We start from the raw sequence: 15,032 nt of genomic DNA on the forward strand, positions 1-15,032 counted from the left end.
TTCAGGCGGCGCAGAGCAGGACCATCGCCGCGAGACCCGCGCCCGTGAGCAGGAGGGACGCCGCCTCACGCAGTCGCCGGCTCTCCCTGGACGACCGGGCCAGCCAGGCGCGACCCAGTGCCCATCCGAGCGCGACCGCGAGAAAGGCCCATCCCTCGCCGATCATCATCACGTGGTGCGCTCGCCCGTCGCCTCGGGGGAGGAGCGCGAGCATGCCGAGCGCCATCGCCCAGAGGTCCAGCAGATGGGGGCGCAGGAAGGGCCGAGCGCGAGAGAGCGCGGCGGAGGGGACGGAGATCCCGATGAGCAGCACCGAGGCGCCGATGCTCGCGATCGGAGACCCCGACGCGGCGGCGGCGGCCATGGTCGCCAGCATCACCGCATGCAGAGGGACCTCCCGCCGCAGATGCGCAACGGCCGCGCTCACCTCGGTGCGTGCTCCTCATGCAGCCGGCGGGCGAGCGCGAGCGCTCCGGTCACCGGCGGCTCGGTGAGCAGCACCACATCGAGCTCCGGGTGCGCGGCGGCGACCCCCGTCGCCAGGGCGTCGAACAGCCGAGGCTGTCCGACGATGACGCTGCCGGCGGCGACGACGGTGGAGCCGACGGCGCCCCGCGCGATCAGCTGACCGACGAGGTCCACCAGGTTGCGCCCGGCCGACTCGATCACCTGCGCGGCGAGCGGAGATCCTGCGTCGGCCGCCGCGAAGACGGCGGGCGCACGAGGCCCCCAGTTGTCCATGGTGGGGACATCGTTGACGGCGCGGGCGAGCCGCTCGGCATCCGCCACGTCGAACGCCTCCAGCAGCGCACCGAGCAGGCCGTCGTCGGGCTGGGCCGAGTCGTGCGCCCACAGCGCCGCCTTGGCCGCCTCGCGAACGATCCCGGCCGCCCCCGCGTCGTCGCCGATGACCCAGCCCCAGCCGCCGGCGATGACGTAGCTGCCTCGGGCGTCGCGCCCGACTCCGATGGAGCCGGTGCCGGAGATGACGCCGAGGCCATGCTCCACCCCCGCCGCAGCCGGCAGGAGGGCGGCATCGTTGACCGCGATGGTCGGGAAGGGGAGGGCGGCGGAGAAGTCGTGGGAGATCCCGTCGCTGTCCAGGCCCTGAGCGCCGATCCCGACGGCGGCGACCACGCATCCGTCCGGTAAAGCGGTGGCGATGCAGCGTTCGATCCAGGCGACCCCGTGCTCGATCGGCTCGGCGTCCCAGTCCTCGGACGGCACGACGGCGTCGACGAGTCGATCTCCGTCGATCGTCTCGATGATGATCGCCGTCTTCGTGCCGCCGACGTCGAGGCCGACGAGGACGTCGGTCACAGCGCGTCGACCTTGGTGTCGGAGTTGTGGAAGACGAACTCCTCGATCTCCACGCCGTGCCGATGCGCGACCTCCCCGACGAGGATCTGCATGACCAGCGCCTCGAGCACCGCGCGCTGACTGGGGGCGACCCGAGGCAGCTTCACCGTCTGGAGGTTGCGCGCCTCGTCGACAGTGGTCGAGGAGATCAGGATCACCCGGTGCCCCGCCTCGCTGAGGGTCTGGGCGACCTCGATCTCCCGCTCGTCGCCGAACAGCACGTGCACGCCATCGCCTGCCGACTCCATCGAGCCGTGCAGGTACTGGCGCGTGCTCATCCCGGCGGCATGCACGCGTGCCACCTCGCGGAAGAGCAGCGCCCCGGCTTCTGCGGAGCCTGCGGACGGGCCAGCGCCCACGAAGTCGGCGGTGACGACGGAGTCGAAGGTGGCTGCCAGCTCGGCGGCGCGCGCACCGACGGTCTCCTCGGTCCAGCGGAAGAGCGCGGGCAGCTTGGACCAGCCCAGGTCGACCGCTCCACCTCCCCATGCGTCCGCGATCATGCCGAGTCCGGTGACGGTCGCGGTGTAGCCGATGGTCGAGGCGTAGCTGTCGGGGATGTTGCCGAGCGAGAGCACATGGTCGCTCAGGTCGGACATCGGCGACGGGTCGCTGTTGACCACGGCGTAGCGCTGAGCCGGATCGACGGAATCCAGCACGGCGATGGTCTCCGTGCTCTTGCCGCTCTGCGAGATGCCGATGATCGGGTTCTCCGCCTTGGGGAAGGGGAGTGGGAAGTCGCCGGAGCCGAGGCGCAGGGCGTGGATGCCGCGAGAGCGGAGCGTCCACACCGGCGCGCAGGCGGCCGCGAGACTCGCACCGATGCCGACGAAGATGGGGCCGGGGCCGGTGAATGCTCCGCCCACCTGCTGGCCGCGCACATCGTCTGCGATGGTGGCGATGGCCGACTCCAGGGCTTCCGCCTGCGTCGCTCTCGCGCTCGCGAAGGTGATGTAGCCGCGCATATGTTCCGCCGTTCCGTTCAGTTCTTCAGTGCAGGTGTGCAGTTCATGGGGTGCTCGACGCTCAGGGCCGCAAGCTCAATGGCCGACGTTCATGTGCATATCGTGCTCGCCATGATCTCCGTGGTCGGCGTGCGCCCCGTGACCCGAATGGTCCATGCCGGGCGCGCAGTGATCGCTCACCGACTCGGGGATGTCCATCGCCGGATTGCGGCCGAAGAAGCCGTGCGGTTTGAGCACGAATCCGCAGGTGTCGACGGGCATGATCGGCCAGTCCTCGATCCGCGGGAAGTGGGTGAGTCCGAAGGTGTGCCAGAGCACGATGTCCGCGTCCTCGACGTTGCGGTCCGCGCTCGTCCAGGCGGGCAGGCCGGCGCCGCCCGGGTGCAGGTTGACGAAGTCGCCGGCGGGGTAGAGCTCGGTCGGCTCGTACTCCGTGACCCACAGGTGCTTGGTGGAGAAGGTGGCCCGCTTGTGGATGTCACTGTCGGCGTCGGCGAGCAGCACCGGCTTGCCTTCGGGCAGCAGCACCCAGCCGACGTCGGAGCCGAGACGGTTCTGCACGGAGGGGTTCGAGATCAGCCAGGACCGGTTCCTGCTGTTGTCCGCGAGCCGCTGCGCTTCGGACTCGGTGGTCAGCCTCGTGACGAGCTGGGTGAAGCCCGTCCCGGTCGGGTTCTCGGGACCGCGGGGGACCAGGGCGGCCTCGAGCTCGTCGACCGAGTTGCCCAGACCGTCGACCATCATGTCGAGGCGCGCACTGAAGAGGTGCTGGTGATAGGGGGCGCCGAGCCCGGGTGCGAGCTCGGAGGCGAAGCGGTATCCAGCTCCCGGGTAGGCGGACGTGAACACCACTCCCGTGGCCTTCACCTCGAACTCGATCGTGCCGTCGAGCGAGAAGTACCAGTAGAAGCCGTAGTCGTAGTTGCCCACGGTGACGAAGAAGCTCACGACGAGACGGCGGTTGCGGCGGGAGATGCTCGAGCCGTTCCAGTTGTCGGTGTGCTTCCACAGGATGCCGGTGTCCTCCTCATGGATGCAGATGGCCTGTGGGATGACGTGCGGGGCGCCGTCGTTCCCGGCGACGACAGCGTCGAGGTAGGTGATGTCGCCCACGCAGTCGCAGCCGAGCTCGAGGGAATTCGCGTATCCGCCCAGGAGGTACTCGCCGCAGTCGAAGAAGTTCTGGAACCAGCGCTGCGGGCTCGGGTCTCCGTACGGGACCATCATCTCCGCGATGGAGGCGCGGTAGATCACCGGTCGCGCGATGCCGTCGTCGTCGATGGTGATGTTGTGGAAGACGAGTCCTTCGCGCTGGTCGAAGCCGACCTGCAGGTTCCAGCCGAGCCAGGACAGGGCGCCGTCCTCGCCGATGGTGAAGCTCGGGCCCTGGGGCTGGGTGATCTCGATGGGCTTGAGGCCCTGACGGTCGGCGCCGCGCCAGGACTCGAGGTGGAAGTTGCCCGACTCGAGGGGCACCGGGAGATCGACGTGGTCGACGACGGCGAGCACCTCGCGGGTGACCACATCGATCGTCACGGTGACCCCGTCGACGGGATGGGCCCAGCCCAGATCGTCGGGGGAGTCCATGACGAAGGTGAAGCAGCGCTGGACGCGTCGACCGGTCTCGGCGTCGCTCAGCGCTCCGGCGGAGAGCGGATTCACCTTGAGCTTCGAGATATCGGTCAGTCCGCGCCGAGCCATCGCGGCCAGCCACTCGGGGTTGCGATGGATGACCTCCTCGACGAGATGGAACTCCTCGATCACCACGGGCACCTGGCCGTCGACGGCGTGATCGAGTCGGCGCGAGGCCACAATGCGGTTCTCGGCCGGAGAGACCACCACATCCCACGATTCGTTCGTCGCCATGTCCACGAGCATGCTGCGCACCCGTCGATCGGCCGAGCCCTCCGTGATCAGAGGGCGTTTGTCCGGTTCGACGAGGCCGACGTAGGAGAAGTGCACACCAGGGCCCGCAAGGCCTTCGCGCTGGAGGATCGCGCGGTTGGCGGTGATCTCCGATGCGGTGAGGGTCGCGAGTGACGCGGGGATGGAGGCGGGGAGGGGCGTCGGGGTGGTCATGCGTGCTCCGGTGGGCTAGGCGGTGATTCCGCTGTGCGGATGGGTCCGGGAGAAGGAGGTGCGCAGGCGGTAGCGATCTCCCGCGTACCGGATGAGGGAGGAGAAGATCGGTCGATCGCCCGCGTCCGCCACCACCTGGCGCATCGCGAGGATGGGGGAGCCCGGCTCGATGCCGAGATGCAGGGCGAGATAGGGATCGGCGGGCCTCGCCTCGATGGTCGATTCGGCCCGGGCGAGGTCGAGCCCCGCACCGGCGAGCTGCTCGTAGAGCGACGCGCGGGTGAAGTCGATGCTCGATGCATCGGGGATCATCGAGGCCGGCACGCGGGAGTCGTCGATGGCGATCGGCGCCGAACTCAGCATCCGGACGCGCTCGAGGTGGAACAGCGCGGTGCCGGGGGCGATGGCAAGCTCTTCGGCTTCATCGATGGTCGCCGGCGCGACCTCCGCGCGGAGGATGCGCGAGGAGGCTTCGAGACCCATGCGCTCGGCCGTCTCGGTGAACGACTCCAGACTGTTGGGCCAGTCCTTCTGCGGACCTGCTGCCACGAACCAGCCGCGGCCGTGCGAAGACCGGAGCACGCCGTCCTCGACGAGCTTCTGCAGCGCCTTGCGCAGGGTGACCCTGCTGATGTTGAGGTCGGCGCAGAGCTCTCGCTCGGGAGGGAGTCGCGATCCGGGAGGGAGGCGCCCCTCGGCGATCTCCCGAGCGATGTGGTCGACCGCCTGCACCCACAGGGGGTCCGGATACAGCGCGCTCATGGACGGGAAGGCGTCGAATGTCGTCATGTGCGCACCGGCTCCCATACTCCGGAGGCCATCGAGCGGTAGCAGGCGTCGAGCACGCAGTTGACGATGTAGCCGTCCTCGAACGTCTCGTTTGGCGTCGCGCCCGCCTCGAACGCGGTCACGAAGTGGCGGAACTGCTGCGAGAAGCCGTACGCGCGTGCCTCTTCCGGCACGGGGTAGACCCATCCGGTCTCGGCGTCCGACTTCTCGACGAGGTAGCCGACCGGGTTCTGGATGAATCCCCAGACCGGAGTCGCGGAGCTGTCGGTCACCAGCCGTCCAGCGGAGCCGACGAACTCGTGGCGCAGCTGCATGCCGCCCTTCTCGATCCAGGACGACTCGACGGTGGCCATCTGGCCACCCGCGAACTTCAGCATCGCGACGGCGGTGTCCTCGCCCGTGGTCTTGTCTCCATGGACAAGCGTCGCGCCCCATGCCCACACCTCGGTGATGGGGTTCGCCTTGCCGAAGAAGTGACGGGCCGACTCGATCGTGTGGCAGCCCATGTCGAGCAGGGCGCCGCCGCCTGCGGTCTCGGCGTCCCAGAAGTGCGGAGCGTGCGGACCCGAGTGCCCTTCGCGCGCACGCATGGTGAGAAGGTCTCCGATGCCGCCGGCCGCCACCATCTCGTAGGCCTTCACGACGTTGGGCGAGAAGACCGAGCACTCGGCGTAGGCGGACCAGATGCCGCTTTCGGCGACGATGTCGAGGATCTCTCTCGCCTCTGCTCCGGTGCGGGCCAAGGGCTTGGTGCAGATGACGCCCTTGCCATGCTTCGCCGCCAGGCGGACCGCCTCGACGTGGGCCTCGTTGGGCAGGGCGATGATGACGAGCTCGACCGCCGGATCGGCGCATAGCGCCTCGACGTCGTCGTACTGCGCGGGGATCGTCCCCCACGGGCCGGACCACTTGGCGGCGAATTCCACGGCGCGGGCCATCGAACGCGAGTAGTTGGCGACGAGGGTGGCGTTGCGCACATCCTGCAGGCCGTCGACGTACTGGTCGCCGATGAACCCGGAACCCAGCATTCCGATGCCGACCATGGGAGGCCTCCTGTCCGCACGGCATACCCGTGCAGCTCAAATGATAGCTAGTGGCCTCGTTTTGGTCTACTAGTGGTAGCCGATCTAAATACCTCTTGCTACCTCTTGTCTCGGGCCTTTATAGTCGCATCTACAACGCGTCGCCCCCTGCGCCTGCTCCTTGAATCGCTGTGGCACAGCCGTGTTGAGCTTCGTCTGAAGCACCCAGCGTTGAGAGGAGACACATGCGTTCCAAACTTGCACCACTCGCAGCCCTGACAGTCGCGGCAGTAGGACTGGCGCTCGCAGGATGTTCCACCGGCGGAGGCTCCGGCGACGGCGCCGACGTCACCACGATCACCTTCGGCAACTGGCGGGTGGAGGACGCCTCGCTCTGGGAGGAGAACGTCATCCCGGCGTTCGAGAAGGCTCACCCCGACATCAAGGTGACCTACCAGCCCACCGGCACCGACGACTACAACGCCGCCATCCAGTCGCAGATCGAGAGCGGCACCGGCCCCGACGTCATGATGTGCCGGCCGTTCGACGTGAACCGGGCCTGGATCAAGGACGGCTACTTCGACGACCTGTCCGGACTGGACGGCATCGACGGCTTCACGGACACCGCGCTTGCGGCCTGGCAGGGTGACGATGGCGACCCCTACTGCGTGCCCATCGCCTCCGTGCTCGCCGGCTTCTACTACAACAAGGCGATCTTCTCCGAGCTGGGACTCAAGGTCCCGACCACGATGGCCGAGTTCACCGACGTGCTGAAGGCGATCAAGGACGACGGGAAGTACACCCCGCTCGCCCTCGGATCCGCCGACGGATGGCAGCTCTCCTACAACGTGCTGGACAGCCTCGGGCCCAACTACTGGCAGGGCGAGGACGGCCGACTCGGCCTCATCGACGGAACCAAGAAGCTGACCGACCCCGAGTTCGTGGACGCCTTCCAGGCGGTCTCCGACCTCAAGTCGTACATGCCGGACGGATTCGAGTCGCTGACCTACGAGGACCAGATGCAGCTGTTCACCCTGGGCAAGGCGGCCATCATGCCGGACGGATCATGGGATGTCACGGCAGCCAGTGCTACCGGCCTCGACGTCGGCATTTTCGCTCCCCCGGTGCAGAAGGCAGGCGATCAGCGCTACCTCCAGGAGATGCCCGACCAGGGCGTCGGCCTCAACGCGGACAGCAAGAACAAGGACGCCGCCAAGGTGTTCCTGTCCTGGCTCGCGTCGAGCGACTTCCAGAGCATCTACGTGGACAAGGTCCCCGGCTTCTTTTCCATGGGATCCGAGCCGGTCGAGTACACCAATGCGCTCGCCCAGGAGTTCGCCGACCTGAAGACCGATGCGCTGCTCACGCCGCGTCTTCAGCTCGATCGTCTGAGCGCCGGGACGCCGCCCCTCGATGACGACACCTGGGCCGTGCTCCAGACTGTCCTCAACGACGGAGTGTCCGCCGAGGACGCGACGACGACGCTCCAGACCAACCTCGACAGCTGGTACACGCCCGCGAGTTGAGCACCCGAGCGGCGCGCGCCAGCAGCACCGGCGCGCGCCGCTCCGCCATGTCCACCACCCCGATGGGAGCCACATGATCCGCACCGGAACGCGCTACCGGCTGCTCGCCCTGTTCGTCCTGCCGGCTCTCCTGGTGTACGTCGGATTCTCCGTCTATCCGCTGCTGAGCTCGGTCGCACTCAGCTTCTTCGACACCGCCGACGGCGGCAGCGTGTTCACCGGCTTCGGGAACTACGTCTACCTGTTCACCGATCCCTATGTGAGCGAGCGCTTCTGGAACGCGCTGCGCAACAGCGTGCTGTTCTTCGGGATCCACCTCGTGGTCGAGCTGCCCATCGGCCTGCTGATGGCCGCGCTGCTGACCTCGAACTCCATCCGCCGCTCGCGTGGCGTCTACCGGACACTGCTGTTCATCCCCGCCACGCTCTCGGTGGTCATCGTCGGATTCCTCTGGCGCCTCATCATCAACCCGCTTTGGGGCCTCATCAGCTTCCCGCTCCTGGGCGATCCCAGCACAGCACTGCCGACCATCTCTCTCATGTCGGTGTGGCAGTACATCGGGATCCCGATGATCTTCCTCTTCACCGCGCTGATCGCCATCCCGGACGACATCCTCGAGGCCTCTCGCATCGACGGCGCCCGGGCCTGGTCCACGTTCTGGCAGATCAAATTCCCGCTGATCCTGCCTCAGTTCGGCCTGATCTCGATCCTCACCTACATCTGGACCTTCAACGGTTTCGACATCGTCTACGCACTCAACGGCTCCGCACCCGGTCCGAACTACTCGACCGACATCCTCGGCACGATGTTCTACCGAACCTTCTTCGGATCGAGCGGCCAGGTGGCCGACACCGACCTGGGAGCGACCATCGCGTCGGTCGTCTTCTTCATCATCCTCGTCACCACCGCCGCCTACTTCGTGGTGCTGCAGCGGCGCCTGAAGACCTACGAGCTCTAGGAGCCGACGTGACCGCCGTTCCCCTCAAGCCCCGTTCCGAGTCCCGTGCCAAGCCCAGTCGAGTTCGCCTGCAGAAGGGCGAGGCGTCCTCGGCGATCGCCGTGCACGCTCTGCTCATCGTGTTCGCGATCGTCGCGATCCTGCCGATCCTCGTCGTGGTCATGAACTCGTTCAAGACGACGATGGGCATCTTCGGAGCGCCATTCGCCGTTCCCGGCGCCGACACGTTCAACCTCGACGGCTACAAGAACGTCTTCACGCGCGGCAACTTCGCCGCCAACTATCTGAACAGCATCATCGTCACGGTCGCGACGATCGTGGCGACGATCGTGCTCGCCACCGCTGCGGCCTGGGCGCTGGTCGAGTACAAGGTCCGGATCAGCCCGCTGCTCACCGGCTTCTTCATCCTCGGGATCATGCTGCCGATCCGACTGGGCACCGTGCCGATCATCAAGATGATGGTGGCGACCCATCTCATCGACACCCTGCTCGCGCTGGTGCTCGTCTACACGGCCATGCAGCTGCCCCTCGCCATCGCCTTGATGATGACCTACTTCCGGTCCGTGCCTGGGGAGCTCAAAGAGGCCGCACGGATGGACGGGGCCAGTGAGTTCCAAGTGCTCGGCATCGCACTCCCACTGGTGCGCCCGGGGCTCGCTGCCGTCGCATCCATCACGATGCTCCCGGTCTGGAACGACCTGTGGTTCCCGCTGATCCTCGCTCCGAGCAAGGCCAATCAGACGGTCACCCTTGGAGTGCAGCAGTTCGTCGGGCAGTTCCAGAGCGACTACCCGGCGCTGCTGGCGGCCCTCACGCTGGGCGCGCTGCCGCTGATCGTGCTCTTCACGGTGTTCTCCCGCCAGTTCATCCAGGGACTCTCGGCCGGGTACGGGAAGTAGCGTCCACCAGCGAGAGCGACCGCCGCGCCTGACATGACGAGCGAGCGCCCGTCAGCGTCGGGGGCCGCGCGCGAAGAAGGTGCGCAGGCGGTAGCGCTCGCCGCTGTACTGGATCTTGGACGCGAACAGCGGCTTGCCCGACGCGTCGACCACGAGCTGGTTCATGACAAGCAGAGGCTTGCCGACCTCGATGTCGAGATGCCGCGCCGCATAGGCATCCGCCTCGCGGGCCTCGATCGTGGTGTCCGCGCGGACGGGACCGAGCCCTGCATTGAGCAGCGTCTCGTACAGCGACGCCGTCCGGAAGTCGGTCTGCTCGAAGTCCGGCACGAGGTCCGCCGGCACCCGCGTGTAGTCGATCGCGATGGGCACATCATCGAGATAGCGCACGCGATCCAGGGAGAACATCCGGGTGCCGGGGGCGATTGAGAACTCCTCCGCCTCGTCGATCGACGCGTGCCGTGGGCTGGATGCGAGCACGGTGGAGCTCGAGCGCAGGCCCATCCGCACAGCGGTCTCGGTGAAGGACTCGAGGCTGTTCGGCCATTCCTTGTTGGGGGTGCCCGAGGCCACGTACCAGCCGCGGCCGTGCGACGACGCGAGGAGGCCGTCCTCGACGAGCTGATTGAGCGCCTTGCGGAGCGTCACCCGCGAGATGCTGAGCTGTTGGCAGAGCTCCCGCTCAGGCGGCAGCCGCATCCCGGGCCGAAGCGCTCCGGAATCGATCTCTGCGGTGATCATGTTGACCGCCTGGATCCACAGGGGCTCCGGATGGTCGGAACGGATCGCCCCCGCGGTCTCCGACGCTGTCAGCACGTGACCTGTATATCACCGCGGCTCCTTCGCCGAGGGACTGCAGCGGCGAGGAGACGCGGTCAGGGAAGAAGTCGAGCAGTCAGACCTCGGTCTTCTGCAGCCATGGCTCGATCAGCTGCATGTAGCGCCGCAGCACGGTCGCCATCACGTCCGCTCCGGGAGCTGCCCAGATCTCGGCGTTGAAGATCTCGACCTCGACGTCGCCGGTGTAGCCGGCCGCCGCCACAGCGCCGGTGAGGAAGCCGAAGTCGATGTGGCCGTCCCCCATCATCCCTCGGGAGAGGAGGCTGTCGGCCGGCAGCGGAGTGATCCAGTCGCCGACCTGGTAGCTCACGATCCGCTCGCCCGCGCGGCCGATCTGCTGTTCCACATCGGGCTCCCACCAGATGTGGAAGGAGTCGACGACCACGCCCACCTCATCGACGGGGAACTGCTCGGCGATGTCCAGCGCCTGCGCGAGAGTCGAGACGACGCCTCGATCTGCCGTGAAGATCGGGTGCATCGGCTCGATCCCGAGCACGACGCCATGCGCGCGTGCGACCGGAGCCAGCTCGGCGATCGCCTGGGCGGCCTGGCTGCGGGCGCCGACGAGGTCGCGAGAGCCCTCGGGGAGCCCACCGGGGACGAGCACCAGGGTCGGTGCACCGAGCGTCGCCGCCTCTTCGATGGCGCGGAGGTTCTCCTCGTGGGCGGCGCGCCGGAGTGCCGGATCGGCGGCCGTGAAGAAGCCACCGCGGCACAGCGAGGAGACTCGCAGGCCGGACTCCGCGATCCAGGACGCCGCGGTGGACAGCCCCGCGGTGGCGACCGGTTCGCGCCACAGCCCGATGGATCCGAGCCCGGCCTGCAGGGTGCCATCGATGGCCTCTCGAAGGCTCCAGCCGGCGATCGTCCTCTGGTTGAGCGAGAGGCGAGCGAGGCGCGGGTCCCCAGGGCGTGGTGTCGGCATCTCCGCCGGTCGCCCGCTGGGAACGTCGAAGCCGCCGCCAGTCGTGCCCTCGTCGCTCATCGCGCGGCTCCCAGAGCCTCTGCCAGCACGAGCAGCCGGTGGTGCGCTAGCTCGGGGTCGGGCAGCAGGCGGGCGTCGTTCATCAGCTCGAAGATCCGGCCGAGGTGCGGCAGGCTGCGAGCCGACTGCAGGCCGCCGACCATCTGGAAGCCGGCCTGATGCCCCGTCAGCCAGGCGCTGAACGCGATGCCGACCTTGTAGTGGAAGGTGGGTGCCTCGAAGATATGCCGAGAGAGTTCGAGGGTCGGCGCGAGCTCGGCGTCGTAGCGTGCGAGGTCTCCGTCATCGAGCGCCTGCAGAGCGGCCGACGCCGCCGGGGCGATGGCGGCGAAGGCTCCGAGCAACGCGTCGGAGTGCCCATGATCGTCTCCGCGGATCAGCTCCGGGTAGTTGAAGTCGTCGCCCGTGTAGAGCCGGACCCCGTCGGGCAGCGCGTGGCGCAGCCCGATCTCGTGCTCAGCGGACAGCAGCGAGACCTTCACCCCGTCGATCTTGTCCGCGTGAGCGCGCACGAGGGTGAGGAAGCTCTCCGTCGCCTCGCCGACATCGGTCGATCCCCAGTAGCTGCGCAGCTGGGGATCGAAGACCTCGCCGAGCCAATGGAGGATGACCGGGGCGGAGGTCTGGCCGAGGATCCGGTCGTAGACCGTCAGGTAGTCGTCGGGTCCGGCGGCGGCGCGCGCGAGATGGCGCGACGCCATGATGATGGCCTGTGAGCCCGTGCCCTCGACGAAGGCGATCTGCTCGAGGTAGGCGCGCTCCACGTCGGCGAGGGTCGCGGGCGCGGCGGCGGTCGCCGCGTCGGGGAGCTGGTCGGTCCCCGCTCCGGATGCGATGCGGCCCCCGAGCTCGGATGCCTGCGCCGCGCTGCGACTGATCAGCTCCTGGGTGGCACGCCAGTCCAGCCCCATGTTGCGCTGCGCGGTGTCCATGCCCTCGGCCACACCGAGGCCGTAGCCGAACAGGTGACGACGGAAGGCGAGCGTGGCGTCCCAATCGATGGCCGCAGGTGCCCCCGGCACATTGTCTCCGCGAGGGTCGGCCACGACGTGGGCCGCCGCGAAGGCCACGCGCGAGGAGTACGGTCCCGGGTGGAGCCGCCACTCACGGGGAGTGTTGAGCTCGACGGTGCGCCAGCCGTCGGCCGTCGGTATGGCGGCTCGGAGTCCGGTGCGCACGGGGGACACCGTCATCGGATCGCCGCCGCCAGCTCGATCCGCCGACCCTCCGCCGACGAGCGCAGGCCCGCCTCGACGAGCTGCAGTCCGCGGACGCCCGCAGCGAGGTCGTAAGCGTGCGGCCGGCCGGCGACGACATCGGTCAGGAAGCTCTCCCACTGTGCGCGGAATCCGTTGCCGAACTCCTGGTTGTCGGGGATCGCCGTCCACTGCGAGCGGAAGTCCTGGTCGGTGGGCAAGTCGGGGTTCCAGACCGGCTTGGGAGTGCTGACGCGCGGCTGGATCCTGCACTCGAAGAGACCGGCGACGGCCGAGCCGTGCGTCCCGTCGACCTGGAACTCGACGAGCTCACCGCGATCCACACGCACCGTCCAGCTCGAGTTGATCTGGGCGATGATGTCGCCCTCGAGCTCGAAGATGCCGTAGGCCGCGTCGTCGGCTGTGGCGGTGTAGCTGTTGCCCTGCTCGTCCCAGCGTTCGCGGATGTGGGTGACCGAGCGGCTGGAGACGGCCTCGACGCGGCCGAAGAGGTTCTCGAGCACGTAGTTCCAGTGGCAGTACATGTCGAGGGTGATGCCCCCGCCGTCGGCCGCGCGGTAGTTCCAACTCGGCCGCTGGGCGGGCACGAGGTCGCCCTCGAAGACCCAGTAGCCGAACTCGCCGCGGACGGAGAGCAGCTGTCCGAAGAAGCCCGAGTCGATGAGCCGCTTGAGCTTGATCAATCCCGGAAGATAGAGCTTGTCGTGCACCACTCCGTTGACGATTCCTGCGGAGCGGGCCGCCTCGACCAGCTCGAGGCCGTCGGCCACCGAGTCGGCGATCGGCTTCTCGGTATAGATGTGCTTGCCGGCTGCGATCGCCTGCAGGATGGCCGCCTTGCGCGCCGAGGTCACCTGCGCGTCGAAGTAGATCGACGCGCTGTCGTCGGCGAGTGCAAGGGACAGGCTGTCGGTGTAGTCGGCGATCCCGTGCCGATCCGCCAGCTCCGCCAGCTTCTCGAGGTTGCGGCCGACAAGGATCGGCTCGACCTGGATGCGATCGCCCGAGGGGAGCAGCACTCCCCCATCGGCGCGGATGGCCAGTATCGAGCGCACCAGGTGCTGGCGATAGCCCATCCGCCCCGTCACGCCGTTCATGATGATGCGGACCGTCTGAGTGGACATGACGCCTCCTGTGATCGCGGCCATCCGGCTGGAAAGCGCTTTCCGCACTATAGGGAATCAGTGAATAAGAGGGCAAGAGCGGGTTGCCGAGTCAGTCGAGGGAAGAGCGCCTAGAGCGGCGGGGTGCTCTCGCGGAGGCGGACCACGCCGCGGACGTCGTCCGCCTCGGGAGAGGAAGAATCGGGGGAGGGATCGGCGAGAGCGAGCTCGAGCGCCTGGACGCCGATGTCGAAGAGGGGCAAGGCCACCGTCGTCAGAGCGGGGCGGACGTCCTGGAGCAGGGGGATGTCATCGAATCCCGCCACTGCGATGTCCCGCCCAGGCATCCTGCCCTGGGAGATGAGAGCGGTCATCGCGCCGACGGCCATCACGTCGGTGACCGCGAACACGCAGGCCCCGGGATGATTCAGTCCCTGAAGCTCGAGGACTGCGGCATGCCCGCCGTCTCGGGTGAGTGGGCCGTGCACGATCTCCACCGAGGATGCTGCGATGCCGCCCGACGCGAGTCCTTCGGCGAAGCCGTCCACTCGCGCGCGAGCGGTGGCGAGATCCGACGGACCACCCAGGATCGAGAAGCGGGTGTAGCCGAGGTGGATCAGCGAGCGCGCCAGCTCCCGGGCGCCCGCCCGGTTCTGCACGCGGACGACCCGAGCCGCCGAGCCGCCCGTGTCCGCCCCGATGAACGAGACGCGGCCGCCCCGAGCCTCGTAACCGGCCAGCTCCTCGAGGAGCAGCTCCTCGCCGGCCGAGTCGAGATGGCGGCTCGCGGCGAGCAGGATCGCGAGCGGTCGCTTCGGCCGCAGCGCCGCAACCGCCTCGTGCTCGGCGAGGCCCCCCGGTCCTGTGGTGGTGATGATGACGGTGAGGCGCAGGCGACTCGCCGCCGCGCTCACGCCTGCTGCGATAGCCGAGAAATACGGATCGGCGATGTCGCCGACCACGAGCGCTACCGTCTGGCTCGCCCCGCGGGCCATGGACTGCGCCTGCTCGTCGACGACGTAGCCGAGCAGGCGCGATGAGGCGAGCACCCGATCGCGCAGATCGGGCTGCACCTGCCGTGTACTGCCGTTGATCACTCGCGACGCGGTCGCGAGCGAGACCTGGGCATGCGAGGCCACATCGGCGAGCGTGACGCTCGGGCTGCGGCCGGATCGGCTCACCATCGCTCGCACGTCGACTCGCGGGTGCTCGGATCGAGCGGTGACGGGCCGTCCGGTTCGCGCGCGTCGGCGCAGAGACCCGACACGACCGGCGACATCTCGCGCACTC

At 68.2% G+C, this 15,032-nt stretch carries 14 protein-coding genes; 3 read left to right on the forward strand and 11 right to left on the reverse strand.

Annotation, left to right across the window (positions count from 1 at the left end; genetic code table 11):
- Position 1 precedes the first annotated feature (1 nt).
- From E6C64_RS13060 to E6C64_RS13080, 6 genes are all read right to left on the reverse strand, one after another.
- On the reverse strand, positions 2 to 427 hold the full coding sequence (locus E6C64_RS13060; protein WP_136427931.1) for a hypothetical protein: 426 nt from the start codon (positions 425 to 427) through the stop codon (positions 2 to 4).
- Positions 424 to 1,320, reverse strand: a complete 897-nt coding sequence (locus tag E6C64_RS19240) for an N-acetylglucosamine kinase (RefSeq protein ID WP_199241035.1) — start codon at positions 1,318 to 1,320, stop codon at positions 424 to 426. The genes E6C64_RS13060 and E6C64_RS19240 overlap by 4 nt, the downstream gene beginning before the upstream one ends.
- On the reverse strand, positions 1,317 to 2,324 hold the full coding sequence (locus tag E6C64_RS19245; RefSeq protein WP_199241036.1) for an SIS domain-containing protein: 1,008 nt from the start codon (positions 2,322 to 2,324) through the stop codon (positions 1,317 to 1,319). The genes E6C64_RS19240 and E6C64_RS19245 overlap by 4 nt, the downstream gene beginning before the upstream one ends.
- Before the next feature lie 75 nt (positions 2,325 to 2,399).
- The gene (locus E6C64_RS13070; RefSeq protein WP_136427932.1) at positions 2,400 to 4,403 is read right to left on the reverse strand and encodes a primary-amine oxidase; all 2,004 of its coding nucleotides are present in this window, start codon (positions 4,401 to 4,403) and stop codon (positions 2,400 to 2,402) included.
- A 15-nt stretch (positions 4,404 to 4,418) separates the two neighbouring features.
- A complete protein-coding gene (locus tag E6C64_RS13075) occupies positions 4,419 to 5,192 on the reverse strand; it encodes a GntR family transcriptional regulator (RefSeq protein WP_136427933.1) in 774 nt (257 codons plus the stop codon).
- Complete coding sequence (locus E6C64_RS13080) at positions 5,189 to 6,235, reverse strand: Gfo/Idh/MocA family protein (protein ID WP_136427934.1); 1,047 nt, start codon at positions 6,233 to 6,235, stop codon at positions 5,189 to 5,191. The genes E6C64_RS13075 and E6C64_RS13080 overlap by 4 nt, the downstream gene beginning before the upstream one ends.
- Before the next feature lie 224 nt (positions 6,236 to 6,459).
- Between E6C64_RS13080 and E6C64_RS13085 the strand changes: the two genes are divergently transcribed.
- From E6C64_RS13085 to E6C64_RS13095, 3 genes are all read left to right on the forward strand, one after another.
- Positions 6,460 to 7,740 (forward strand): ABC transporter substrate-binding protein, encoded by a 1,281-nt coding sequence (locus tag E6C64_RS13085; protein WP_136427935.1) that lies wholly within the window; start codon positions 6,460 to 6,462, stop codon positions 7,738 to 7,740.
- A 73-nt stretch (positions 7,741 to 7,813) separates the two neighbouring features.
- On the forward strand, positions 7,814 to 8,698 hold the full coding sequence (locus E6C64_RS13090; RefSeq protein WP_136427936.1) for a carbohydrate ABC transporter permease: 885 nt from the start codon (positions 7,814 to 7,816) through the stop codon (positions 8,696 to 8,698).
- A gap of 8 nt (positions 8,699 to 8,706) precedes the next feature.
- Positions 8,707 to 9,597: a carbohydrate ABC transporter permease gene (locus E6C64_RS13095; RefSeq protein WP_199241037.1), complete on the forward strand. Its 891-nt coding sequence runs from the start codon at positions 8,707 to 8,709 to the stop codon at positions 9,595 to 9,597.
- Between the two features lie 51 nt (positions 9,598 to 9,648).
- Here E6C64_RS13095 and E6C64_RS13100 read toward each other — a convergent pair whose 3' ends face one another.
- The 5 genes from E6C64_RS13100 to E6C64_RS13120 all read right to left on the reverse strand — a co-directional run bounded on the left by E6C64_RS13100 (position 9,649) and on the right by E6C64_RS13120 (position 14,926).
- Entirely contained in the window at positions 9,649 to 10,413 is a 765-nt protein-coding gene (locus E6C64_RS13100) for a GntR family transcriptional regulator (RefSeq protein WP_233255619.1), read from the reverse strand.
- 79 nt (positions 10,414 to 10,492) lie between these two features.
- Positions 10,493 to 11,362 carry a sugar phosphate isomerase/epimerase family protein gene (locus E6C64_RS13105; protein WP_199241068.1) on the reverse strand — a complete coding sequence of 290 codons (870 nt, stop codon included), beginning with the start codon at positions 11,360 to 11,362 and terminating at the stop codon, positions 10,493 to 10,495.
- Positions 11,363 to 11,418: 56 nt separating this feature from the next.
- Positions 11,419 to 12,615, reverse strand: coding sequence for a dihydrodipicolinate synthase family protein (locus E6C64_RS13110; protein ID WP_136427938.1), 1,197 nt, complete (start codon positions 12,613 to 12,615; stop codon positions 11,419 to 11,421).
- A complete protein-coding gene (locus E6C64_RS13115; RefSeq protein ID WP_136427939.1) occupies positions 12,612 to 13,763 on the reverse strand; it encodes a Gfo/Idh/MocA family protein in 1,152 nt (383 codons plus the stop codon). Before E6C64_RS13115 ends, E6C64_RS13110 begins: the two co-directional genes overlap by 4 nt.
- A 110-nt stretch (positions 13,764 to 13,873) precedes the next feature.
- Positions 13,874 to 14,926 (reverse strand): LacI family DNA-binding transcriptional regulator, encoded by a 1,053-nt coding sequence (locus tag E6C64_RS13120; protein WP_136427940.1) that lies wholly within the window; start codon positions 14,924 to 14,926, stop codon positions 13,874 to 13,876.
- Positions 14,927 to 15,032 lie beyond the last annotated feature (106 nt).

The sequence above is a fragment of the Naasia lichenicola genome, from assembly GCF_004801885.1.
Classification (GTDB): Bacteria; Actinomycetota; Actinomycetes; order Actinomycetales; family Microbacteriaceae; genus Naasia; species Naasia lichenicola.